We start from the raw sequence: 21,156 nt of genomic DNA on the forward strand, positions 1-21,156 counted from the left end.
GCCAGTCGGCCCTATTGTAAATTAAGAATATTCCCCCCAATCCCTTTCAATAAACCAATTTGTTTTCCAAGAGATAAATTCACTAGGAGAGAAAATTGAATCTAAAATATCGATAGAATGAATAGATTCTGGAAGCAAACTCAAGACATGATTTTTTTGATCACTTTCATAATCCCAGAAATGATACCTTTCACTCTTATTGTGGGATCTACGGCTTGGCCCAAAATCCATCGGGGCAGTTAACCTAGTAATCAAGCAATTATCTTCTTTTGAGAAAAAAATAAGTCTTATCTTTTGGCGATTATGGATTGCACTTATGAAGTTTTCTTTCATAAAATCTCCTAGAACTATGTAGAAGTATCATATAGAAGTAATGGTAATAATCCGTGATGACTGTCTAATCATTAAGTTTTTTTGAGGGCACCTAAATAAGATTATTAATGAATAAAGCGCTCCGCGCGCAATGGTCCCCCGCCTACGCGCTCTGACTTTATCATGCACTTTTCATGCATGACATAGGGAGCCTACAAGCCCTTGTAGCGCGGTGTTTCAGCTATTTTGATGCTGGGGTGTTGCATGCAAATTCATGCACTATATGCATGCAGTGCTCATTTTGGCAGGCTAGCCAGAGAAAAAGCCCTTAAACGGCAAGGGCGTAGTGGCGAGGGCGGGGGAAAAACCCCGCCTTGAAAGGTTACAGGCGGAGTTAGATTATTAATGAATTCGTGCGTTAGAACCGTAGCGATTTAATACTTTTCGTTCTGGTAGAATAACCTCTGGTATTATTTCAGGCTCTTTAATCGGAGGGCGGGTAATTATTTTATCCACACTCTCAATCGATTTAAAGGTACAAGAACATTCTATATTCTGACACTGATAATACGCCTCTTTGGTTTGCTCAGATAAATAGCGACTGGCGCGAGTATGAGACGCATGTTTACATACCGGACAACGCATCATAATTATTGCTCCCCGGCTGGGTTGAGTTTTTTCCTTTTTGCCTTAATTGCTTCAGTTAGCCGTGTTCGTGTTATCGGGCTATTGTTCAAATCAGAATCCACGTAACCCGGTTGTGGCCGCTCTAAGGTGAGTTCTGCCAGTATGGTCTCTTTTGCCATATTTAAGGGATACAGGGCGGCGGCGGCAGTGGCGGCGGCAATCAGTATACCCAGCATACGTTCCGGTGATTCATTACCGTAAATCTCGTTAACAACCATTTTAATTTTTACCGCTCGCATGATTTCTGGTGACAAGGTATACAACGCAGCCATCATTTCCTTATTAGCGTAAGCCGTTAGAGCTTCCCGATGCGTATCTTTATAGGGTTTTGCTGACGCGCACAGTTTTAGCAGAGTGCTATTTTTATCCAGCTCGAGTTCTTCAATCAGATGGCCGAATTCCTGCGCCAGCTCCCGTTGTGAAATCCGGCGGATATGTTCGGTTTGCAGTTCCTCGGTCATTTCACCGCGCAGGCTGCGAAACAGTTTGCGCCAAGTGCCGTCAGCCTGTTGGCTCTGGTTTTCGGCGTCGCGCTGCTTTTGCTGACTGCGAGCAATGGACGCAATAATGTCTTCGTAGGTTGCTTCATTCTTCAGATGTTGCGCTTTCGCCGCTTTGAAGCTTTCAAGGGCGGGTGTAATCGGGTGTGGGGTTGTTTGGCTCATCTAGTTATAACTCCGTCTCAGTCAAGGTGGAGTCATTTTGTAAGCTCTCACACAACGTCTCAATCAATGCCCGTTGTACCATCCCCCATACAACACACTCTGCACATCAAGCTAAAAATGCCATAAAAATAATAGTTTTATAAAAACTATTCACTACTCTTCACTTTAAGAAAAAAGTATTAATAATCAATAAATAAAAGGGTGAACAGTTCACTTGAAACTATTCACCAAGTGTTCACTACTGTTCACTTAGTTGAAAAGAGCTTTTTCTCTGGCTAGCTTAAAATGCAGGCAAAAACCTCACTATTGTGTTCAACTACCACCACTCTTTTTAGAGCATTTTAATATCAATCAATATCTTTTAATTCTTTTTAGCTTTAATGCCTCAGTACGAAAAAACACCTTCCCCATACATTTACCCGAATACACCCACATAGACCCAGAGAGTCAAATACCGTCATTTTTACGCGAGTTTGTTGTGGCTAATCACACAACAACGGCTTGTTGCATCAGGTAAAAATATTCTCACAATAGGGGGCTACCCAACTGAATCCCAGCAAACCCGGCGGTATATGGCCGGACAACTACAAGGTAGCTTTACATGCTTGCAATGACACAACAGGCTTTATCCAATACTCCTCCACCGATGGCAATACACTACCCGCGTGACCGTTTTATGCGCCTGCCGGAAGTGATTAACACCACCGCCTTATCCCGCTCAACCATTTATGAACTGATTAGCCGTGACCACTTCCCCGCACAGATTTCCCTCGGCGGTAAGAACGTCGCGTGGCTGGCCTCTGAGATTGAGGGCTGGATGGCAGAGCGTATTGCTAACCGTCAGGGGGTATCAGCATGATCACTCTAAAAATCGGCGAGCAATTCTTCACTCTGAATGATGGAGACGTGCAGTACATCGCTGAGGCGTTCCAGATTGCGCAGCAACAACCCGGCCTTGCTTTACCCAAGTACCGCAGCCAGCTAAACGGCGAGGTGCAAGTGATGTCGGGCAATGCGGCAGGCACGCCAGCACAGGCCAATTTCTATTCCCGTGCTCCCGCACAGCCCAAGCCTGATATTCAGACTGATTGTTAAACCAATGACCCTCATCCCGCAAAAAGGGCTTTTCTCTGGCTTGCATCTTTTGCAGGCCTTGCGTTATAGTCACCGTGCTGCCGCAAAATCGGCAGTCGGGCGTAGGAACCCGTGTTACTTATTGGCGACTCAACACGCGCCATGCGTGTTTTTTTATGTCGTGGCCTCGGCCTACCAGTTTTTTACGCAGTGGTTTCTATACCGCTGTCGTTATCGAGCAATGGTGGCCCAGGCGGGGCAGCCTTCGGGCTGGCCGGTTTCCAATAAGGCCGGTATTCCTACCCCCGTCTGGGCTACCACCCATAAGTGTAGGAACTTCGGTGGTAGCAATAACCAATACTTATTGGAGGCTGCCACTATGGCTACATCCCTCACCCCGTTACACCCGCAATTTATCTATCTGTTTGCTGTTGTTCGCCGTACTGAATTAACGGCGCGTCCCTGCATGTTGCGTACCACTGCCAGCAGTGAGAAGAATGCTCGCCTGCGTTTAACCCGTGACTACATCCTGTCGTTTGCTGGCCGCCTGCCACTTGGGGAGGTCGCATGAATACCCTTGCCGCCCGTTATGACCGTGATACGCAGTACAGCATCCCTCACGCTGATTTTTTACGCCTCCAGCATGCGCACAATGTCGGCGTGACGTTCCTCGATATGTTGGAAACACAAAGCAGCCTGTTGCATGGCATTACCCCACCGTCGCCTGAATCGTTCGCCTCAATGGTGGCGTTACTGACTGACCAGCTCGGACAGGTGATGAACACCTGCGAATCACAAATCTTATCCCGCATGGAGGCACCTATCGTATGAATACCCTGAATAAATCCTGTCTGCCCGTTGAAGTCCGTACCGCTGTTTATCGCCGTGCGTTAGCCCATGCCTATCTGGATACCTGCGTATCTCACGGGGTGAGCCTTGGTTACTCGCTGGATGAATTACAAATGACCATTGCGATGGATATTGAGGGCTACTTTGTGCGCCAGCACGGGCCAGAAGCCGGTATGGATATGGCCTGTACCATGCTCAGTGACATGGTTCAGCCGGATATTTTGCTGGCTCCGCCGCGCCTGACAGTATTAGGGCAAAAAATGATGGATGAGCTTTGCCAAGCGCAGATAACCACAACCAGTCAAACCACCCTGCACTGAGGAGAAACAGACAATGACAACATTAAACGTTTCAAAAACCTCACGTGCAGCCACTGGCCAGTGGCCGGTATTGCTCCCGGCGCTCGGTATTCATATCAGCGCCGGAGGGCGAGCGCAGCCCTGCCCGATGTGTGGTGGTAAAGACCGTTTTCGCTTTGATAACCTGCAAGGGCGTGGCACATGGTTTTGTAATCAGTGCGGCAGCGGCGATGGCCTGAATCTGGTTGAAAAGACGCTGGCGGTCACGACCAAGGAAGCCGCCTGCAAAGTGGCCGAGGTGTTAGGGGAACCATCGAACCCGCTATTACCGGCACACAATGCCGAACAGGAAACGCAGGAGAAAGCACAAGCCCGGCAGCGGGCCGCAGAACGGGCTAAACAACTGCTGACAGCAGCGAGACTACAGACCGGGAACGCCTATCTGACCGCCAAAGGCTGGCCGGAGTTGGAGACGCTGACATTACACGATAAACCGTTGTGTGTTGGGGGGATTGCCTATCAGCCCGGCGACCTCCTATTCCCCCTGACCGACAGTAGCGGTGAGGTGGTTAACGTTCAGTTAATTAACGCCAACGGTGACAAGCGCACGCTGGCCGGAGGGCCGGTGAAAGCGGCCTGTCATTTTTTGGCCGGACAGGATAACACCGTTATCTGGCTGACCGAGGGCTATGCTACCGGGCTAACGGTGCATCACCTGACCGGGGAAACTGTGTGTGTTGCGCTCAGTGCGAACAATCTGCCCGCACTGGCGCAACAGTTGCGAACCCACTACCCGGATGCATTGCTATTGTTGGCCGCCGATAATGACGAGAACGGCACTGGCCAGATCCGTGCAACAGAGGCCGCCCAATTGAGCGGCGGTAAGCTGGCGTTACCATCGGTTGTCGGTGACTGGAACGATGTTTATCAACAGCAAGGCAAACTGACTACTCTGACCCAGTTACAAGCATTCAATCAGCCGCAACAGCCCAGCCCGTTTGATACGCTCAGTGACGCCGACCTGAAAGCCATGAGCGCCAGTGAAAAAGCCGAACTATTAGCCGAGCACTATCAGCACTTATTGGCTGTGCCACAGGTGGGTGAAGACCTGTGCCGCTATGAAAAAGGGGCGTGGCAGGTGCTGCCATATCGGGTTCTCAGTCGAGAGATTGCCGCCCTGTTCCAGAAAATCCGCGCCCCATTCTCAGCGTCAGGGATTAATAGCGTACTCGATACGCTCAAGCTGATGGTGCCACAAATGGGAACACCCGCCCGGCACTTGATAGGTTTTCGTAACGGGGTATTTGATACCACTACCGGCCAGTTCAGTGCACACCAGAAAACGCACTGGTTGCGTACGGTAAACAGTGTGGATTACACCCCGCCCAAAGCCGGGGAAAATCTGTCCGACCATGCCCCGCATTTTTGGCGCTGGTTAACGCGGGCCGCCGGGCAACAGCATGAGAAACAGGAGCGTATTCTCGCGGCGCTTTATATGGTGTTGGCGAACCGCTATGACTGGCAACTGTTCCTTGAAGTGACCGGGCCGGGCGGCAGTGGTAAAAGCGTGATGGCCTCCATCGCCAGCTTGCTGGCCGGTAAAGACAATACTACCTCGGCCACAATCGATACGCTGGAATCGTCGCGGGAACGTGCCTCCGTAGTGGGGTTCTCTCTGATTATCCTGCCAGACCAAGAGCGTTGGAGTGGTGATGGGGCTGGCATTAAAGCCATCACTGGCGGCGATGCCGTTGCCATAGACCCGAAATACCGTGATGCCTATTCCACCCATATCCCGGCGGTGATTCTGGCCGTCAATAACAACCCGATGCAGTTCAGTGACCGCAGCGGAGGCGTATCTCGTCGCCGGGTTATTCTGCCGTTCCCGGAAGTCATTCCGGCTAACGAGCGTGACCCGCTATTACTGGCGAAAATTACCGGGGAGCTGGCGGTGATTGTACGCCACCTGATGCAGTGTTTTACCGCCCCCAATGATGCCCGTGCGCTACTCGAAGCACAGCAGAACTCGGATGAAGCGCTGGAGATTAAACGCGGTGCTGACCCGCTGGTTGATTTTTGTGGTTATCTGCTGGCGGTTAATACGCCCAATGGCCTGTATATGGGGAATGCCAATATTATCCCAGCTAACCCACGTAAATACCTGTATCACGCTTACCTGTCATTTATGGAGGCGCGCGGCCATCAACGGCCAATGAGCCTGACCGCATTCGGGCGCGCTGTGCCGCAAACCCTGAGTGAATATGAAATAGCCTTGTTGAAGCGAAAGACGAACCAAGGGATGCAAACCAACCTGATATTAAGTGAAGACTGCGAGGCCGACTGGTTGCCTAAATGTGAAATTCCATAAGATTATGAAGATAAAAACCGAACCGGCTCAGGCCGGTTTTTTCTGTTTTCATATGAGTATTTATCCAAAATTGAGAGCTTTTCTTTATTAAGATATAGTTATTGATATGATTAACATCATGTTTTTAAATGATAAAGTCAAAAAACGAATCGAGTGGATAATTTACTTATAGATCTTTAAATAATCGTATTTTAAGGATATTATCTTCATACTCTACAGGCGCAGCGCGTTGGTTTTTTATAAATTGCTATTGAAAAGCGTTGTAAGTATTTATGTTGGTAACTCGGCATATAATATTTTTTATGATTAGGCTTAGATTATGACTACTGATAGTTTAGTTAACAAATCTTTTGATTTTATTGTGGCAGCAGCTCAAGCTATAGATAAGATAGGGCTTCAATCCAACAATTATGGCTCCGTGCTTACAGCTATCATTGTTGCTATAATATTATTTTTTATTAAAGAGTTTGTCAGGTCACCACCGAAATTATCTGGAGTTTTCTACCTAAAATCAACAACAATAGAGTCATCTTATAATCCATTTAAAGGTATGGTTCTTTATCATACATTAATCATTTTCTCTGATGGGGTAATTATAGAAGGGACCTCTGAAAAAACGGCGGAGAAAGATATAAATAAAGGTGACTGGTTATTTGTTGGAAAAAATAGACCTAGAGGGAAAGTAACCGGAAGAATTGAGAGAAGATATTTAAGATCTCATAAAATAAATATACATATAGAGGAAAATGGCAATTTAAGAGTCTCATCACACTACATTTCTTTAAAAAGAAATAATTCTTTTCCATGGTTTTTTGGGCGAACAAGAACGACTAATACATTTTTGGGCGAGTTTTTTTCTAGCTCAGCAGATTCGAAAGGTACTATAATATGTCAAGAATCAAAATTTATAGATTATCCTTTGCAGTCTTCACCATCCCGATATTCATAATGATATTTTTTTTGAAACGTATCAATTATAAGCCATTAAATAAAGATTTAAAAAAATGCTTAGATCAAATTTTAAATTATCAAGCGAATGAAAATAAATTAATTACAAGTCAATTGTTAATAGCTTTAATTGTCTCAGAGGATCATAGGAATCATCTTCATTTTGGTGTCGATCCTCTAGCAATGATACGCGCTATAAAATTACGTATTTTTGATGGAAAACATCAAGGAGCAAGTACGATAGAACAGCAGTTTGTTAGAACAGTCACTCAGCGTTATGAGAGAACTATAAGAAGAAAGATAAGAGAACAAATTTTGGCTGTTATGTTAAATCAGTTGGTAACTAAAAAAATAATATCGATAAGTTATTTAAATTGTGCATTTTATGGAAGCGGTATGATAGGTGCTTTAGGAATTGAGAAAATAAAAAATACTACAGAAGATTTCTTTGAATCAAAATGTATTGCATACCTCAAGTACCCAAAACCAATTATTGAGGGTGGTTTACATTCAAAAAAGCACACAGCAAGGCATAAGCATATAGAGGATTTATTACTAAAGAATAGTTTTTTTATTGAAAAAAACTTACTCAAATAAATATTCTAAAAAGAACTGTATTGAGCATTTACTTAGCCACAACTAGTATTTTTCTCCGGCTCCGGCTAAGTTATAAAGAAAAATCTTATTTGTTACGAAACAATTTGAAGTCAAATCAAAAAAACAGTCAGACAGTCAGACAGTCAGACAGTCAGACAGTCAGACAGTCAGATTGTTTACCTATATGTGAAGCACATTGAATAAACAGCTTCACGATCGTTTCTACCGATCAATATGCTGTTATTGATCTGCCTAACCCATTGGACGCTATCAGTTACGACACTTATAGTTGCGTTGTACAAACCTCATACATCCAACACCGGGGAGCAATGTATCAGTGTGTACTCGGGCCTGCTTGCAGGCCTTTCTTTTATCCCCAATTCGTCCCACATATCTTGGCACCTCAAAAATAATCACACCGGCCTAGGCCGGTGTTTTTGTATTCAATGGCCGACTGTTCACAGCAAGTGACCAGTTTGTATAAACTCGTCACTAACTCATCACCACCTAATGCATTGTATTTAAATAATTAAATTAAAAAGTGAACAGTGTGAACAGTTTTTCTATAAATCTTTTTTCTCGGCTGATTTGAATATATGTCTAGTGAGTTATCACCCCAATAGTTGCTCAAAATATCACCGCATTAATTATTGTGTATAGGAAAGTGTATAGAATCATACTTCCATTTTTATATTTTTCTTATATATCAGTATTTAATGATATTTTAGGTATTCCTGTGGTCTGCCAAAACCAGTCTTACAAAGTCATCTGCGCTGTCCAGCACTTATAAATCACTGCTAACTTTTCTCTGGTTTTCTTCTGTGGGTAGGAATCTACGGCTTCCCATTGAGATACAGCGGATTGCGTGGTGCCAAGCCGTTCTGCTATTTCATATTGTGAAAACCCACGGTAAATACGACATGCTGCCAGTAAACTGACACCTTCAATAACCGTGATTTTCAAATAAACCCTACCGCAGGAAAGCATGGGCCAGTATTTATGACGACGGTGAACTTGAGCAAAAAGCAACCTGTAAGTCTTTCTTACACGTTCGGCAGGAAGAAGCTCGGTAGGTAAGTCACAACATAATGCATTACAACTTATCGGTAATAATTGCTATGGGTTATCGGATTTGCTCAGTTTGAGAGATCTTTGGTTTTCGCGGCCGACCATCAGCTTTCATTGCAAGAGACGACTCGTTTTTCCACGTCATCCAGAACAAATGGCACTTTTCCTACGTAGCTGACCGGGTAATAATTTTGTCGAGGCTTTTAACTGTCTTAAAGATGCAGGAGCAATAAAGGTTATAGCACTGGTAGCAGGTTTCTTGGGTCTGTTCCGACAGATAGTGTTGGTTATAGGGATAAATTATCCCCGATTTTGTTCTGTGCACTGTTTTACTTGCACTAAAATCTCCATTTTTTGCTCTGGAGATAATGCCAGGAAAATAAGCATCATTTCGGCCAATGCATCGTCGGCGGTATAGAAATAAGCTAACGGTACTTCTAACACCTGCGCCAACTGGTTAGCTGTGGTTATGCTGACTTCATGTACGCCTTTCTCGTAACGGTTTATACGCGTGCTTGCCACAAACTCATCAAGCCCAGCAGCAATGCCTAGCTTCTTCTGAGACAATCCTTTGGCAAGTCGAGCCTGCTTAAGTCTTTGACAAAAAACATTATGGTAATTAGGTCTTGTATTCATAGCTACGATAATCGTAGTTTTCCCTTGAAGCAGATACTACGAATAACGTAGTATCTATTGTGTATGTTCCTTTACAACTAAATTGTTAGGTGAGTGGTATGAAAAATGATTGGCACCGGGCGGATATTATTGCCGCTTTGTGTAAACAGGGCACATCACTAACTGCACTTTCTCGTTCTATTGGGCTAAGTTCATCGACACTGGCGAATGTACTGGTTCGACCTTGGCCTAAAGGTGAATGGTTAGTTGCCGAGGCGTTGGATATTCATCCCGCTGAAATCTGGCCGAGTCGTTACTATGATAAGGAGGGCAAATTAATAGATCGTAAAATCAGAATTAGATAAATAGATTAAATGATTGTGTAATCTATTAAGGGTTTAGCGATTTCATCTCTAATGATTTAAGTAACGCGGTTTGTTGCGATAGCGGTAACTCAGAAAATATCAGAATAAGCTTCGCCAGATTATCATCATCTGCATAAAAATAGGCTAAAGGGATATTTAAAGCTTCCGCCAAGTGCTTAGCCGTCACGAGATTGGCCTCATGTACACCTTTCTCATAACGATTAATACGCGCACTGGCAACGAATTCATCAATGCCAGCGGCAATGCCCAACCCTTTCTGGGACAGCCCTCGAAGCAAGCGGGCATCCTTAAGGCGTTGACTAAAAATATGTCGATTTTGTTGTTCTGAGTTCATGACGACGATACTCGTAGGTATGAACTGATCTAGATACTACGAATAACGTAGTTAGATTATTTAAATAAGAGCGGCAGCCAATTAAATAGAAAAAGCCCGCTAATCTGCGGGCCTTCTGGTTTTATTCGTTCTGATGATAGCTTGCGAGACTTGAATCTGTTTGTAGAGTCGGTGGTTTTGAGCCTTGCTGTTAGTGGATTTTGGATAATGCGTTTTTTATTTAGGTGCATTCATGTGTCAGATCAAGTCGCGACTAATACACATTAAGACTGTTTTTTGCTCAGTTTCTTGGTGGCTGTTTCAATTTGCTTGATACTCTGCTCAGGTATTGGGAGATTCTCTGGCATTGTTCCTCCAAGCTCCTCGATCGTTTGTCTTACCTTCTTGCCAACATCGAAATGTGTCTGGTTTGCCTGTTGCTTCGAATTAATCTGATCCCTACGCAGTTTCTCTTCTGCTTGGGTTGCTCTAAATAGATTTGCCGCCAGTTCTGTTGACCCCATATGGTCGAGTATTCTCTGGCTCTTTTTTAATCCTTTACGTTGGTGAATAGCCTTCTGGTCTAAGCCGCCATATAAACCCTGATAACCATGATTTTGGAAAATAGCAAAATCTAAGTGTGTTTCAACGCCTGCCTGCTGTGCTACTTCTACCAACTGCTTATTGTGTTCTTTCAGTTCATTTCGGAGAAACAACCGCTTCTCGTCTTCGCGTAACCGCTTGAACGTTTCATCATCAGCAAGCTCTTGCCTACGTGTTTGCATTGCAAAGTAGGTTTGCCCTGCGGCTATAACCGGCTTAGTTGGATCGCCATTCTGTACAGTTAGATAGCAAGCGTACCTCGATAACTTGATGTCTTTGAGCTTTCTGCTTGCCCCTGAACCAATTTTGACCATATCGAGGACGTCCTCGAAATGGTCTTCAATATTGTGCCCGCTTTTGGAACAAGCCTCTTTTGCTTTATCAATAACGGGGGTGAAGTGCCGATATTCTGAGTAATCCAATGTTTTTGCCAGATCTCTAGCTGACCAGTATTCGATGCCATCAGCATCAAGTTGCTTAATTTCTTCAATGGGTTGGTGATGTTCGTTCATCGCTCACTCCATGTATTCTTCGTGGTTATGAGGTAATAGCTATCATTGGCATAGCTGCTGGGTGATGGCTATTACCTCATATCTTCCTTAATCGTAGGATAAGATGTGCGTGGAAATCATGCAGTTTCTTGATTCCTTATGCTAGCTAATGACAATAAAAAAACCCGCAGTTACGCGGGTTTGTTGGTCTCATTCGTTCTGGTGATAGCTTGCCAGAAGTTACTCAATGTTCTGAATCTGTTTAATTTTTATCTGCCTAATATATTGTTTTTGTTGGTTTTTAGCTTAATTTTTTATTTTTTGGTACACTTTTTGGTACAGGGTGTAAAGTGGTTATTTCTCTTGGTAGTGGCGACGCAAGAACCTATTATTCTTAGTTAGAGATACACGTCTATATAAGTCGATATCAAGTTTTAATTTTTCTTTATCGATATCATTAATTTTATCACTATTTAGCGTCAAAATATATTGTGAGTCTTTAAGACAACTTGACTTTTCCGATAAATAATTCAGACTTTTTATTAAGGTATCTTGATCTACATCGAATATATTATCATGAATTAATAGGCGAGGATGACGGATAAATGTATCATGCGTAAGTAAAAGAGTTAGATCATAAAAGAACACTTTCTCCCTTTCATTACTATGACTACCATCATCATAAATTCTTAAATCTATATTTATAACTTCTTTATTATCATTTGATTTTATATCAAAATGACACTTTCTATTTCCCATTACAAATTCATGAATGGAGAATATTGTTTCTTGAAACTCTTTAATTACTTCCTTTCTATTTGATATAGATAAATCAAGATCTAAATTTTTACCTATTTTTTCAGCTTTTTTAGTTTTCCATTTTGAATCATAGTCATCGTATTTTTTTATAAATGAAGATAACTGCGAGAAATCATGCAATTTCTTCTCATAAGCAAGAAAAAGGAATTTTATATTTCTTAGCTTTCCAGACTGCTTTAATATAGCAGTTTTTGAATGTAGTTTTTTGGAAACTTCATATATAGACTCCGATAACATATCTAACTCTCTAGTCAGAGACTCTCTTCTTGATTCAATCAATACTCGTTGAAATTCATCAATTTTCTTTTTAAAACTAATAACTTCATTAAGTTCTTTTTCTATGGCATCACCTAAGCCAGATTTTATTTTATTATATAAATCAATCACTTCAGATTCATTTATGTAATTATCACCAATGAATAGTTGTATTTTACTTAACTCTGATTTTAAAATAGCTCTTTTATTTCTAAACTCATCTAGCTTATTTTCATAAGTAGTAACTTCATCTTGTATTAATTCGTAGGTACTCTCACCCTCAAGGGATTCCATTTCCTTTTTAATATTGCTCAATTGAAATTCTAAATCATTTATTTCTGAACGTGCGCTAGCTAATTTCTTACCTGTTACTGATTCAATGTCATCTTTTAATTTTCTTTTTAATAGAGCTAAATCACTTATTTCTTTTTGTAGTTTCTTTATGTCTTTATATATTGATATATCTATTCCGAATAGATAAAGATGAGGTGTATAGTCTGTAGGTATTTTTAATTTAGTATCGTAGCAGTCTACTATAGATTTAAACTCAGAGCTTTCATCTCTTATTAATGGCCCCATCATTACTCTAAATGACGGATGATTAATATATTTTTTATCCATAAATAATAGATTTGTTAAAAACGCATTTGCATCATCAATACTTGAGAAGTGTTTAGCTACTCCGTCGACAATGAGTAGTGGATTATTCTCTCCTGAGATTGATCTTTTAGATACTATCTTTTTTTGATTAATACAAAAATCCAGACATACATCTATATCTTCAGGGAAATCTTTTTTTGGTATTTTAGATAATCGGCTATGCTTAAAGTCCTTCATGAGGGCAAAGTTGATAAACTCAATAAGAAGCGATTTTCCTACGCCATTAGTTTTGTTTGAAGTATGATCTTTTTCACCAAGAATCAAATTTATACCGGCCTTAAACTCAATCGGTTCAAAAAAGAATGGCTCGCTATATAACTTATTAATTATTATCATTTTTTAACGTCACGTAAGGTTCATTAAATTCTATCAAGTCCAGTGTATAAAGAAAAATCATTCCATAATAGATTGATCTAACACCAAGAGTTTTATCCTTTTTTAATTCTCTTGCAAGGGAAAAAATGCTAATACTCCCATTCTTGCTTTCACTTAGTAACTTTAATACTGATGCGCCAACTATAGGAGCTGATTTACTAATTTTCTCATCCTTAGAAAAGAGATTTAGCATACGGTTGACACCTTTTGTGGAAAGACGTTGCAACGAATCATATTGTCAATTAGGTAGTATTGAATCGCAGCATCATCGTAATCAATACCATCTTGACCAAGTTTGGATGCATAATATTCCGTCATTTTATCTAGAGCACTTACTGGATCACCATTACAATTGTCTAATATACTGTTACTAAATCGCTTAAGATACACAGATGTTTTATTTATATTAATCGTGCCAATATCACTTTGTGTCTTTATCTCTTCGAGTATTGCTGCGTATGTACTGATTAATGATGTATAAATATCCATAAGATAATTAGAATAATCAGAAAAACGCTTATAAATCTTACCATTAGGGTCTGGTTCATCAACAAAACCGATTCCTAACATAGGGTGGTCTTCACTACTAAGAATTTTTATCATACCTAAAATTGTTACTACTTCCTTAGGTGCTTTTTCAACATTCTTCTCAACTATATTTTTATCTAAATAATCACATACTTGTATTATTTTTTCTAATTCTAGGCCGTTAATAATCCTAACAAGATCTGTATAATCTAAAACGTCATCAGAAATTGTTATTTTGAATTTAGAGCCATATGTTTTGGCTTTATATCGTATTTTCTTTGTTAAAATCAAAATAATTAATCTGTCTATCTTGTCTACATTCTTTGTCTCAATAAACCCATCAATGGTTTTTCTTATTTTTACGAAGTCTGATGTTGACGTTACTTGTATTGCTATTCGAGAATCTAAATCAATAAGATCTATAGACTTAGCATTCTTTTGTATTATATTCGCATTAACAAGTGAATAACTAAAAATTAAATTTAGTAATCCGCAGAAAAAAGACTCTGAATGAATATTAATATCAGTTAAGTTTAGGGACGTTTTTATCTCTACTTCATGAGCTAGGATGGCAAGCTTATTACTAATCTTTTCCATGTATACTTGTCTCTCAAGCATGTTCCTAAACCCCTGTTAGTGATCAAGATTTTTTTAATAGTGGCTACTAAATAATAATATTATAAAGAGTAACATATCTAAAGGATTCTCCCGCTACTTTAGTATACTTTTAGTGCAATTGCATTAATGCATGAACACAATATGTCGCTATATGCATCAGATAGAAAATTAGTGTTTTCATCCTCTGCGCGCAATGCTATCCCCTCCACGCCTGCGCGCTTTACAGGTCGCTTTTCATGCAGTTGCATGCATACCCCTAAACCGCGCCAGTACTGGGGCTGCACAGGGTTTTAAGGGGGGTATTCTGCATGCAGATCCATGCACTCTAGGCATGCACACCCCTTTTTAGTCTCGCCAGCCAGAAATAAAACCTCAAACGGTGAACTCCATCACTAAATTGCAGACAAAAAAAGCCCCGCACGAGGGCGGGGAAAGGTTGCCATGATTCTGTTATCCGTGTCTGAATGCGTCGCCATATCGTCCTAGGGTATGGCGTTTTACCGGTGGGGGGATCACCACCGGGGCGGGGATTTCCTGCGCCGGTGGCCGGGTAATAATTCTGTCGAGGCTTTCAACCGTCTTAAAGGTGCAGGAACAATCAAGGTTCTGGCACTGGTAATAGACTTCCTTGGTCTGTTCCGACAAATAGCGGCTGGAACGAGTATGAGAAGCATGTCTGCATACCGGGCAACGCATCATGTTGACGGCTCCCCGGTTGGGTTCAATTTTGCTCGTTTATCTCGAATGCGCTGCCCTAATAACCCCCGTTTCAGCGGGCTGTTGTACAGGATGCTGTCTACTCTGTCAGGTTGCGGTCTCTGGAAAGTCAATTCTGCCAGTACGGTTTCTTTCTCCAGATTAAATGAATAGAGTGCGGCAGATGTAAGTACCCTGGTAATAAGCGTTCTCAGTGCGTCCTCCGATGATGCATTACCGTAGAGTTTATTCGCGGCAACGTTGATTTTTGCTGCCCGAATGATTGCCGGAGACAGGGTTTTCATGGCGGCCTGCATTTCCATATCTGCATAAGCCATCAGGGCGTCCATATGTGTTTTTTCATACGGTTTTGCGGAAACGCATAATTTCAATATGGTTTCACTTTTATCCAACTCCAGCTCTTCAATCAGATGCCCGAATTCTTGTGCCAGCTCCCGCTGTGAAATCCGGCGAATATGTTCGGTTTGCAGCTCATCCGTCATTTCACCGCGCAGGCTACGAAACAGTTTGCGCCAACTGCCGTCAGCCTGTTGGCTCTGATTTTCTGCATCCCGCTGCTTTTGCTGGCTGCGGGCAATGGACGCAATAATGTCTTCGTAGGTTTCTACATTCTTCAGGTGTTGGGCTTTGGCTGCTTTATAGCTGTTCAGTGCTGGGGTGATGGGGTGTTCTGCTGTCTGGCTCATGGTCGTACTCCGTTCTCATCGGGATGTCGCCATTGTGCAAATCCACACACAACAGCTCAACCGATACCCGTTGTCCCGGCGCTGACACAACAACACGCCGTTGTGCCATTCATCGATTACGACACAATAGCGACTCTGATTAACAGGAGAAAACCATGATTAATGTGACCGTTGGAGAGAAGTTTTTCACACTGGAACGCCATGAAGCACAATTCCTTTCGGACGCGCTACTGTCAGCCCTGAGTAACCCCACTGATAAGGCAATACAGGGATTCAGTCAGCGGGCCGGAACCTTGCAGGTGACTGCTTCACCAGAAGAAGTGACGTTTACGGGAAATAAGCAGCATTTCAGCCAACAGGCTCCCGCGATACGCACCCATACTTTGACGGACTGCTAACTGACCGGCCAGCCAGAAAGAAGCCCTGAACTGACCTGAATGAGAAACATTGTATCCCTTTGGGGGTGTAACAGGTGTAACGGGTGTTACAGTATTGATATATCAGTATTTTTCTAAAATCATCAGGTGTAACACCCGGTGTAACGTGGTGTAACACCACCGTTATCGTGTCGGTTTGTTACACCTGTTACACCGACAAAAGAAAAAGGTGTAACAGGCTTTTCTCAATGAAATCAGCGTTGTTACACCTGTTACCCTTGTTACACCTTAAAGATAAGACTCACGTAAAGGATTAGCCCACCACCTCGCTGTTAAAGACGTATATCCGTTTGGGATTCATCTCTGGCAGGCGGACGGTGGTTTGTGTCTTCCCGTCTTTCGATGCCAGCAGATACCCCGCCGTGACACACAGTTGCGCGACTTTCTTGGCATCAAACCCCTTGCACACCTCTTTCCAGCCCGACGGCAACACATAGAACGTAGTGACGGCCTCACGGGTGTTATTGCCCTTGTCTACCTTACGAAAACCCACCATGTTCGAGGGCCGGTTGCGCTCGTCATGCCAGTCCGCAAAGCGGCTGTACTGATTGGCGGTGAAGAAACTGCGTATTTGCTCGAGGGCGGCGGCGTCTTCCTGATTGGCACTGTGACCGCGCTCCCCTATCCATGCCTGCAAACACACACGGGTGGCCCGCAAGGCTTCCCCCTCCGGCCAGCCGGTCAGGCCGCAGCGGGTCGCCATCTCGCCCGCCATCGCAATCAGGGCGAAACGGTTAATGGCCCGGCCTACCTGATTACCGGCCTCTACAGGCATCAGCTCACGGGTGTAGGTTTTGAGTAGGGCTTTCGCCTGTGTGGTCATGCCGTTCAGGTCTTCGGTCAGCGCCTTGAGCCATGCCCGGAACGGCGTACCGTAGAAACTGGCTGTTGCCCCCTCAAAATGTTCGGCCAGCTCTTTACCGCTGCCAAAGCCGTGTAACGCCTCAAAGACGCCAAACTTGCCTGAGTCACTGGGGATTTGGATCATCCGTACTTCCATCCCGGCAAAGGTGCGCTCACCGGCGCGGGCAGCATGTTCGGTCAGTGACAGTTCGCCGGTGGAGAAGAACAACATACGCCACTGTTTGCGGGCGCGCAGTTCGCCGTCAGTCCCAGCCCGGCCTTTGCCCTGTCCGTTTGCCAGCATATAGGCAATATTACCCGCCTCACGACCATCCACCTCGCGTATTTCATCGAGCATCATGGCGGCATCGTTGCGACGGCTGGCGGTACCCTCCAGTGCGTTACCTGTTGAGCGCCATGTGTGCCAGTAATCCGGCCCGCCACACACGGAAGTGGCCGCTTTCATGGTGGTGGTCTTGCCGTCTGTGGATTCGCCTTTCAGGTGATAACCGCCGCCGTCCATCCCCACCAGACGCAACAGCGGAGCCGCAAACGCCAGACTGACCGCAAAGGCCACGCGGGAATTACCGATACAGTAGCGCCCGATATGCTCGCGCCACTCATCAAGGCTGCCCGCTACCCGAAAATCCCGCCCCTGTACGCTGGCCGTCTGCAATATTACCCCGTCGGCCCCCTCACCAATCACCTCGTCCTGCAACACATACACCCCGCCATGCCAACCGGTTTTGTTCACACAGGTGACTTTGCGCTCTGGTTTACACAGAGAGATGTATTCCATTAGCCGGGCGCGGGCCTCGCCGGTGGTGCTGATATACGACAGACCGTTGACCAGCAGCACCCGCCGCAGCTCTTCGCCGCTGCCACTTAACATTTCCATCGGCATCGCCCATTTACGGCAAATCCCGTAAGTGTCCTCCCATTCCAGCAGGCGGCCAAAGTTCCCTCCGTCCGCGTCGCAGGTAATGGCCGACACCTTGAGCGGGTTACAGATTTTGATATTGCGGATTTCCGTATCGCCGTCTGATTTTTGTACCTGCTTATCGAACCACAAATATTCCTGCGTTAGCCGAAAGCCTTGTGGCAATTTGGCCTTGTCTTTCCCCAGTTGCACCAGTTCTTCCCGGAACGCTTCTCTGGCCCGTTCGGTGCCGTTATCCCGCTGATAGTCATTCCAGTCGGCTTTAAAGCGGGTCGGGGGGAGCGTCACCCAACCGTCCACGGCTTTCGCTGCTTTCTCAGCCCACACTTTGCCGGTGTTGACCTTGCCATCATCAAAATCATTGTCTCCGGCTAGAATGATGCGCGCTTCTGGCCACTTCGCCCGGATAACCAACGCCACGTTTAGCAGGTTACTGGCGGCAATACCCGCCATCACCATGCCGTCAGTGAGTTGTGCCACGGTCAGGGCGGTAGCATAGCCCTCGGTGATAACGACCTGTGGCGGGCTGTCCAGCTCGGATTCAAGGGCAATAAATGCCCCTTTGAGCACCGTACCCGGCAACAGGCGCTTGTCTCCCAAGGGGGAAACCAGTTGCGCGCCGGTCACGGTGCCACTGATATCGGTCAGGGGCAGCACCAGTGAGCCGGGCGGGAAATCAATCCCACCGCTTTTCTTCAATTGCGTGGTCAGGCGGTGAGGATGTTCTAACAACCCTTTACCGGTCAGATAGTCACTTTCACCCCGCACACAGCCTGCCAGCAAGGCCGCAACAGTCTCGGCTACCGGTTGTATGGGTTTGGCTGCTTCTTTTCTGGCGGGCGGCTGTTGGCTTTGGGGTAATTGCAGCGCCTGTGCCACCTCATGGGCCGCTTTACCGGCCGTCAACCCGTTGACCAGTTTGACCAAATCTAGCCCGTCACCGGCCCCGCACTGGTTACAAATCCATGTCCCGCGCCCGTCCCGATCATCAAAACGAAAACGGTCTGTACCGCCACAGTGTGGGCAAGCGCCGTGTTGACCATGGGCCGGAACGACAATACCCAGCAAGGGCAGGACAACCGGCCAGCGCGTATGGGCGGCGGCGGTAATATCCGATACAAAATTCTGTGCCATCATGTCCCCCTCAGTGCAGTGTGACCGGCATATTGGCCGTTTTGATGTACGCCCGGCACAGCTCATCCATCATGGTTTCCCCCAGCAGCGTCAGGCGGGGGGCCACATTCAGAATGTCCGGCAACACCATGTCTTCCAACATGCAGCAAGCGGCTTCCATCCCGCTCTCAGGGCCGTGGCGTGTCATAAAATAGACTTCCACGTTTTCGGCTATCACCATTTGCAGCTCATCAATATTCATAGTGAGCGCTACGCCGTAAGACACACAGGCATCCAGATAGGCTTGCGCCACGGCACGGCGATAAAGCGCGGTACGTACTTCGAGGGGAATACAGGAGGTATTATTCAGGTTCATGATGGCACCCCAGCAGACAGTAATGCACAGCTTTGGGTGACGGCTATCAGGTCTTCATACAGATAATCGACCATAGCGGAGACTTCTTTCACCGGTAACATGCCGGGAAAGGCAGATGAATCAAAATGGTTCGCCAGTAGGGCGGCTAATAATGCGCTGGCATTCTTGGCGCGGGTTAATTTAAAGAAATCATCTTCCGGTATTCCGTAGGCCAGATGATTATTCAAAACCTGATTTTCAGATAAAGGGCGGCCCTGAGCAGCGTTATGCTCATATTGTTGCATTGTCATAATAGAGTCCGTTTTAGAAAGTGAGAATTCGTTACCGCTATTTATGCCGGTTAGAGAAAGTGTGAATAATGTTCCTCGCTCTTTTCCGCCGGACGGCGTTCTGAATAAGGTTTTTTCGGGTAAATATATTTAACGGACTTGTGCAGCAATAACCCTTTACTGGTATTGAGTGTTGTTATCGGGTCACGTTCCGGCGCATTGGCTATTTTGCTATACACCTTGGCGAACCACGTTAACGGCATGGAAGAATATCGCGTAGTAAGGTCATAATTAAAAATGACTTCATAACGGAATTCAGGGTTTTGGCGCTGGGTCTGCTCGGAAGCCAGTTTCAGGTTCACGATACGCACCGTCCAGCCCTCTTTATGGCGATAACGTTCGCCGTACTCAGGGAGTTCAGTCATGGGAGCCTGCTCTTACCGGCAAACGGCCAGCAAACAGTAAGATATAGTCACTGGCCAACTGGCGGCGGGCGGTAGTCTCATTACAGGCGGTGATCCGCAGCATGAGCGGGCGTATTTTCCGTTGTGTGCGGTTGATTGCCGCAAAGATGTAGGTACACTTTGATGTAGCCATGGCGTTGCTCTCTGTTTCGTTAATGGTTAAGCCTCAATTGGTACTGCGAATACTGATTGAGGCTGCTTTTTTTTTAGGGGACATCATGGTAAGGTGGCCACCTAACGAGTTAACAGTAATCCAATAGGTGGCCACTTGTCAACAGTTACAACGAGAGATAGAAGCCCTAAAGGGGGCGGTCAATCTCCACAGTTCAAAATGCGAATTACGCCTGAGCTTAAAGAACAATTAGAAGCTGAGGCAGGTAAAGATAATGTTAGTCTCGCCAATTGGATAAAAGATCTCGCAAGGCAAGAATTAAAGCGGCGAGGTATCGAACCAAAAGGCTAAACATTATTATTTAGATTTTATTTGTATATTATATTGGCGATCTAATTGGTCGCCTTTATTACATTATTATTAATGATGTTGTTGTGATTCAATCCATTCCCAAATTTCATCTACTTTCCATGCTGTAATTCTGGTTGATATCTTTACTGGTTTAGGGAATGTACCCGCTGATACCCGTCTCCATAACGTTGCAGGAGAAAATGGTAAGCAGGGCATCAATGCCTTTTGCCGGACAAACCCTGCTGCGGGTAAAGAGCCATGTGTTGTATTTTCATGTCTCATCAATCTTGTAACTCCTTGATGGGTAAGCGATGAGGT

The 21,156-nt window shown here is 44.7% G+C and carries 28 protein-coding genes and 2 pseudogenes; 12 read left to right on the forward strand and 18 right to left on the reverse strand.

The features are described from left to right. Positions 1 to 21 precede the first annotated feature (21 nt). The 3 genes from HRD69_RS05975 to HRD69_RS05985 all read right to left on the reverse strand — a co-directional run bounded on the left by HRD69_RS05975 (position 22) and on the right by HRD69_RS05985 (position 1,664). The gene (locus HRD69_RS05975; RefSeq protein ID WP_032814188.1) at positions 22 to 333 is read right to left on the reverse strand and encodes a hypothetical protein; all 312 of its coding nucleotides are present in this window, start codon (positions 331 to 333) and stop codon (positions 22 to 24) included. Between the two features lie 381 nt (positions 334 to 714). Further along, positions 715 to 960, reverse strand: a complete 246-nt coding sequence (locus HRD69_RS05980) for an ogr/Delta-like zinc finger family protein (protein WP_042817718.1) — start codon at positions 958 to 960, stop codon at positions 715 to 717. Between the two features lie 2 nt (positions 961 to 962). Continuing rightward, positions 963 to 1,664, reverse strand: coding sequence for a hypothetical protein (locus HRD69_RS05985; RefSeq protein WP_004874970.1), 702 nt, complete (start codon positions 1,662 to 1,664; stop codon positions 963 to 965). Positions 1,665 to 2,265: 601 nt separating this feature from the next. Between HRD69_RS05985 and HRD69_RS05990 the strand changes: the two genes are divergently transcribed. The 8 genes from HRD69_RS05990 (at position 2,266) to HRD69_RS06025 (ending at position 7,799) form a co-directional block, all read left to right on the forward strand. Further along, entirely contained in the window at positions 2,266 to 2,523 is a 258-nt protein-coding gene (locus tag HRD69_RS05990; RefSeq protein ID WP_004874969.1) for a helix-turn-helix transcriptional regulator, read from the forward strand. Further along, complete coding sequence (locus HRD69_RS05995; RefSeq protein ID WP_230676062.1) at positions 2,520 to 2,759, forward strand: hypothetical protein; 240 nt, start codon at positions 2,520 to 2,522, stop codon at positions 2,757 to 2,759. Before HRD69_RS05990 ends, HRD69_RS05995 begins: the two co-directional genes overlap by 4 nt. 4 nt (positions 2,760 to 2,763) lie before the next feature. Then, positions 2,764 to 3,309 carry a host cell division inhibitor Icd-like protein gene (locus HRD69_RS06000; RefSeq protein WP_032814185.1) on the forward strand — a complete coding sequence of 182 codons (546 nt, stop codon included), beginning with the start codon at positions 2,764 to 2,766 and terminating at the stop codon, positions 3,307 to 3,309. Further along, positions 3,306 to 3,569 (forward strand): hypothetical protein, encoded by a 264-nt coding sequence (locus HRD69_RS06005; RefSeq protein ID WP_032814182.1) that lies wholly within the window; start codon positions 3,306 to 3,308, stop codon positions 3,567 to 3,569. The genes HRD69_RS06000 and HRD69_RS06005 overlap by 4 nt, the downstream gene beginning before the upstream one ends. Beyond that, positions 3,566 to 3,907, forward strand: a complete 342-nt coding sequence (locus HRD69_RS06010; protein WP_004874966.1) for a DUF5375 family protein — start codon at positions 3,566 to 3,568, stop codon at positions 3,905 to 3,907. The genes HRD69_RS06005 and HRD69_RS06010 overlap by 4 nt, the downstream gene beginning before the upstream one ends. Before the next feature lie 13 nt (positions 3,908 to 3,920). Then, positions 3,921 to 6,254 carry a primase-helicase zinc-binding domain-containing protein gene (locus HRD69_RS06015; RefSeq protein WP_004874965.1) on the forward strand — a complete coding sequence of 778 codons (2,334 nt, stop codon included), beginning with the start codon at positions 3,921 to 3,923 and terminating at the stop codon, positions 6,252 to 6,254. Between the two features lie 319 nt (positions 6,255 to 6,573). Then, positions 6,574 to 7,203, forward strand: coding sequence for a hypothetical protein (locus tag HRD69_RS06020; RefSeq protein ID WP_152412089.1), 630 nt, complete (start codon positions 6,574 to 6,576; stop codon positions 7,201 to 7,203). Between the two features lie 11 nt (positions 7,204 to 7,214). Further along, entirely contained in the window at positions 7,215 to 7,799 is a 585-nt protein-coding gene (locus HRD69_RS06025) for a transglycosylase domain-containing protein (protein WP_161597831.1), read from the forward strand. Between the two features lie 756 nt (positions 7,800 to 8,555). Here HRD69_RS06025 and HRD69_RS06030 read toward each other — a convergent pair. Beyond that, positions 8,556 to 8,750, reverse strand: a pseudogene (locus HRD69_RS06030) (helix-turn-helix domain-containing protein); the annotation flags it as partial. A gap of 41 nt (positions 8,751 to 8,791) precedes the next feature. Here HRD69_RS06030 and HRD69_RS20870 point away from each other — a divergent pair. Next, a pseudogene (locus HRD69_RS20870) lies at positions 8,792 to 8,938 on the forward strand (virulence RhuM family protein); the annotation flags it as partial. 229 nt (positions 8,939 to 9,167) lie between these two features. Here HRD69_RS20870 and HRD69_RS06035 read toward each other — a convergent pair. Continuing rightward, positions 9,168 to 9,503, reverse strand: coding sequence for a helix-turn-helix domain-containing protein (locus tag HRD69_RS06035; protein WP_032814179.1), 336 nt, complete (start codon positions 9,501 to 9,503; stop codon positions 9,168 to 9,170). A 98-nt stretch (positions 9,504 to 9,601) separates the two neighbouring features. Here HRD69_RS06035 and HRD69_RS06040 point away from each other — a divergent pair, with 98 nt between their 5' ends. After that, positions 9,602 to 9,847: a helix-turn-helix domain-containing protein gene (locus tag HRD69_RS06040; protein ID WP_004874963.1), complete on the forward strand. Its 246-nt coding sequence runs from the start codon at positions 9,602 to 9,604 to the stop codon at positions 9,845 to 9,847. Between the two features lie 25 nt (positions 9,848 to 9,872). Here the strand turns inward: HRD69_RS06040 and HRD69_RS06045 are convergent, their stop codons facing one another. The 7 genes from HRD69_RS06045 to HRD69_RS06075 all read right to left on the reverse strand — a co-directional run bounded on the left by HRD69_RS06045 (position 9,873) and on the right by HRD69_RS06075 (position 15,933). After that, complete coding sequence (locus tag HRD69_RS06045) at positions 9,873 to 10,202, reverse strand: helix-turn-helix domain-containing protein (RefSeq protein ID WP_004874962.1); 330 nt, start codon at positions 10,200 to 10,202, stop codon at positions 9,873 to 9,875. 263 nt (positions 10,203 to 10,465) lie between these two features. Beyond that, on the reverse strand, positions 10,466 to 11,296 hold the full coding sequence (gene dinD, locus HRD69_RS06050; protein WP_004874961.1) for a DNA damage-inducible protein D: 831 nt from the start codon (positions 11,294 to 11,296) through the stop codon (positions 10,466 to 10,468). Between the two features lie 333 nt (positions 11,297 to 11,629). Further along, entirely contained in the window at positions 11,630 to 13,345 is a 1,716-nt protein-coding gene (locus HRD69_RS06055) for a DUF2326 domain-containing protein (RefSeq protein ID WP_004874960.1), read from the reverse strand. Beyond that, the gene (locus HRD69_RS06060) at positions 13,332 to 13,577 is read right to left on the reverse strand and encodes an ABC-three component system middle component 6 (RefSeq protein WP_032814178.1); all 246 of its coding nucleotides are present in this window, start codon (positions 13,575 to 13,577) and stop codon (positions 13,332 to 13,334) included. Before HRD69_RS06060 ends, HRD69_RS06055 begins: the two co-directional genes overlap by 14 nt. Then, positions 13,571 to 14,530 (reverse strand): SMEK domain-containing protein, encoded by a 960-nt coding sequence (locus tag HRD69_RS06065; protein ID WP_004874959.1) that lies wholly within the window; start codon positions 14,528 to 14,530, stop codon positions 13,571 to 13,573. Before HRD69_RS06065 ends, HRD69_RS06060 begins: the two co-directional genes overlap by 7 nt. A 450-nt stretch (positions 14,531 to 14,980) precedes the next feature. Then, the gene (locus HRD69_RS06070; RefSeq protein WP_071984837.1) at positions 14,981 to 15,229 is read right to left on the reverse strand and encodes an ogr/Delta-like zinc finger family protein; all 249 of its coding nucleotides are present in this window, start codon (positions 15,227 to 15,229) and stop codon (positions 14,981 to 14,983) included. Further along, positions 15,226 to 15,933 (reverse strand): hypothetical protein, encoded by a 708-nt coding sequence (locus tag HRD69_RS06075; RefSeq protein ID WP_004874958.1) that lies wholly within the window; start codon positions 15,931 to 15,933, stop codon positions 15,226 to 15,228. Before HRD69_RS06075 ends, HRD69_RS06070 begins: the two co-directional genes overlap by 4 nt. Before the next feature lie 155 nt (positions 15,934 to 16,088). Between HRD69_RS06075 and HRD69_RS06080 the strand changes: the two genes are divergently transcribed. After that, complete coding sequence (locus HRD69_RS06080) at positions 16,089 to 16,331, forward strand: hypothetical protein (RefSeq protein WP_004874957.1); 243 nt, start codon at positions 16,089 to 16,091, stop codon at positions 16,329 to 16,331. Positions 16,332 to 16,623: 292 nt separating this feature from the next. On the opposite strand, the gene HRD69_RS06085 is transcribed toward HRD69_RS06080, so the two are convergent. The 5 genes from HRD69_RS06085 to HRD69_RS06105 are packed head-to-tail and all read right to left on the reverse strand — an operon-like array spanning position 16,624 to position 20,508. Next, on the reverse strand, positions 16,624 to 19,287 hold the full coding sequence (locus tag HRD69_RS06085) for a TOPRIM and DUF927 domain-containing protein (protein ID WP_032814202.1): 2,664 nt from the start codon (positions 19,285 to 19,287) through the stop codon (positions 16,624 to 16,626). 10 nt (positions 19,288 to 19,297) lie between these two features. Further along, on the reverse strand, positions 19,298 to 19,642 hold the full coding sequence (locus HRD69_RS06090; protein WP_005175984.1) for a DUF5375 family protein: 345 nt from the start codon (positions 19,640 to 19,642) through the stop codon (positions 19,298 to 19,300). Continuing rightward, a complete protein-coding gene (locus HRD69_RS06095) occupies positions 19,639 to 19,932 on the reverse strand; it encodes a hypothetical protein (RefSeq protein ID WP_032814176.1) in 294 nt (97 codons plus the stop codon). The genes HRD69_RS06090 and HRD69_RS06095 overlap by 4 nt, the downstream gene beginning before the upstream one ends. A gap of 50 nt (positions 19,933 to 19,982) precedes the next feature. Next, on the reverse strand, positions 19,983 to 20,336 hold the full coding sequence (locus HRD69_RS06100; RefSeq protein ID WP_004874953.1) for a hypothetical protein: 354 nt from the start codon (positions 20,334 to 20,336) through the stop codon (positions 19,983 to 19,985). Continuing rightward, entirely contained in the window at positions 20,329 to 20,508 is a 180-nt protein-coding gene (locus HRD69_RS06105; protein WP_032814173.1) for a host cell division inhibitor Icd-like protein, read from the reverse strand. The genes HRD69_RS06100 and HRD69_RS06105 overlap by 8 nt, the downstream gene beginning before the upstream one ends. Positions 20,509 to 20,643: 135 nt before the next feature. Between HRD69_RS06105 and HRD69_RS06110 the strand changes: the two genes are divergently transcribed. Next, positions 20,644 to 20,838, forward strand: coding sequence for a toxin-antitoxin system HicB family antitoxin (locus HRD69_RS06110; RefSeq protein WP_025380023.1), 195 nt, complete (start codon positions 20,644 to 20,646; stop codon positions 20,836 to 20,838). 69 nt (positions 20,839 to 20,907) lie between these two features. On the opposite strand, the gene HRD69_RS06115 is transcribed toward HRD69_RS06110, so the two are convergent. After that, positions 20,908 to 21,120: a helix-turn-helix transcriptional regulator gene (locus HRD69_RS06115; protein WP_050879328.1), complete on the reverse strand. Its 213-nt coding sequence runs from the start codon at positions 21,118 to 21,120 to the stop codon at positions 20,908 to 20,910. Positions 21,121 to 21,156: the final 36 nt, after the last annotated feature.

This window comes from Yersinia mollaretii ATCC 43969 (assembly GCF_013282725.1).
In the GTDB taxonomy this organism is placed as follows: Bacteria; Pseudomonadota; Gammaproteobacteria; order Enterobacterales; family Enterobacteriaceae; genus Yersinia; species Yersinia mollaretii.

Excerpts from the sequence above, each read along its gene's own strand:
- HRD69_RS05975 (WP_032814188.1), bottom strand. The coding sequence starts at position 333 with ATGAAAGAAAACTTCATAAGTGCAATCCATAATCGCCAAAAGATAAGA.
- HRD69_RS05980 (WP_042817718.1), bottom strand. The coding sequence starts at position 960 with ATGATGCGTTGTCCGGTATGTAAACATGCGTCTCATACTCGCGCCAGT.
- HRD69_RS05985 (WP_004874970.1), bottom strand. The coding sequence starts at position 1,664 with ATGAGCCAAACAACCCCACACCCGATTACACCCGCCCTTGAAAGCTTC.
- HRD69_RS05990 (WP_004874969.1), top strand. The coding sequence starts at position 2,266 with ATGCTTGCAATGACACAACAGGCTTTATCCAATACTCCTCCACCGATG.
- HRD69_RS05995 (WP_230676062.1), top strand. The coding sequence starts at position 2,520 with ATGATCACTCTAAAAATCGGCGAGCAATTCTTCACTCTGAATGATGGA.
- HRD69_RS06000 (WP_032814185.1), top strand. The coding sequence starts at position 2,764 with ATGACCCTCATCCCGCAAAAAGGGCTTTTCTCTGGCTTGCATCTTTTG.
- HRD69_RS06005 (WP_032814182.1), top strand. The coding sequence starts at position 3,306 with ATGAATACCCTTGCCGCCCGTTATGACCGTGATACGCAGTACAGCATC.
- HRD69_RS06010 (WP_004874966.1), top strand. The coding sequence starts at position 3,566 with ATGAATACCCTGAATAAATCCTGTCTGCCCGTTGAAGTCCGTACCGCT.
- HRD69_RS06015 (WP_004874965.1), top strand. The coding sequence starts at position 3,921 with ATGACAACATTAAACGTTTCAAAAACCTCACGTGCAGCCACTGGCCAG.
- HRD69_RS06020 (WP_152412089.1), top strand. The coding sequence starts at position 6,574 with ATGACTACTGATAGTTTAGTTAACAAATCTTTTGATTTTATTGTGGCA.
- HRD69_RS06035 (WP_032814179.1), bottom strand. The coding sequence starts at position 9,503 with ATGAATACAAGACCTAATTACCATAATGTTTTTTGTCAAAGACTTAAG.
- HRD69_RS06040 (WP_004874963.1), top strand. The coding sequence starts at position 9,602 with ATGAAAAATGATTGGCACCGGGCGGATATTATTGCCGCTTTGTGTAAA.
- HRD69_RS06045 (WP_004874962.1), bottom strand. The coding sequence starts at position 10,202 with ATGAACTCAGAACAACAAAATCGACATATTTTTAGTCAACGCCTTAAG.
- dinD (WP_004874961.1), bottom strand. The coding sequence starts at position 11,296 with ATGAACGAACATCACCAACCCATTGAAGAAATTAAGCAACTTGATGCT.
- HRD69_RS06055 (WP_004874960.1), bottom strand. The coding sequence starts at position 13,345 with ATGATAATAATTAATAAGTTATATAGCGAGCCATTCTTTTTTGAACCG.
- HRD69_RS06060 (WP_032814178.1), bottom strand. The coding sequence starts at position 13,577 with ATGCTAAATCTCTTTTCTAAGGATGAGAAAATTAGTAAATCAGCTCCT.
- HRD69_RS06065 (WP_004874959.1), bottom strand. The coding sequence starts at position 14,530 with ATGCTTGAGAGACAAGTATACATGGAAAAGATTAGTAATAAGCTTGCC.
- HRD69_RS06070 (WP_071984837.1), bottom strand. The coding sequence starts at position 15,229 with ATGATGCGTTGCCCGGTATGCAGACATGCTTCTCATACTCGTTCCAGC.
- HRD69_RS06075 (WP_004874958.1), bottom strand. The coding sequence starts at position 15,933 with ATGAGCCAGACAGCAGAACACCCCATCACCCCAGCACTGAACAGCTAT.
- HRD69_RS06080 (WP_004874957.1), top strand. The coding sequence starts at position 16,089 with ATGATTAATGTGACCGTTGGAGAGAAGTTTTTCACACTGGAACGCCAT.
- HRD69_RS06085 (WP_032814202.1), bottom strand. The coding sequence starts at position 19,287 with ATGGCACAGAATTTTGTATCGGATATTACCGCCGCCGCCCATACGCGC.
- HRD69_RS06090 (WP_005175984.1), bottom strand. The coding sequence starts at position 19,642 with ATGAACCTGAATAATACCTCCTGTATTCCCCTCGAAGTACGTACCGCG.
- HRD69_RS06095 (WP_032814176.1), bottom strand. The coding sequence starts at position 19,932 with ATGACAATGCAACAATATGAGCATAACGCTGCTCAGGGCCGCCCTTTA.
- HRD69_RS06100 (WP_004874953.1), bottom strand. The coding sequence starts at position 20,336 with ATGACTGAACTCCCTGAGTACGGCGAACGTTATCGCCATAAAGAGGGC.
- HRD69_RS06105 (WP_032814173.1), bottom strand. The coding sequence starts at position 20,508 with ATGGCTACATCAAAGTGTACCTACATCTTTGCGGCAATCAACCGCACA.
- HRD69_RS06115 (WP_050879328.1), bottom strand. The coding sequence starts at position 21,120 with ATGAGACATGAAAATACAACACATGGCTCTTTACCCGCAGCAGGGTTT.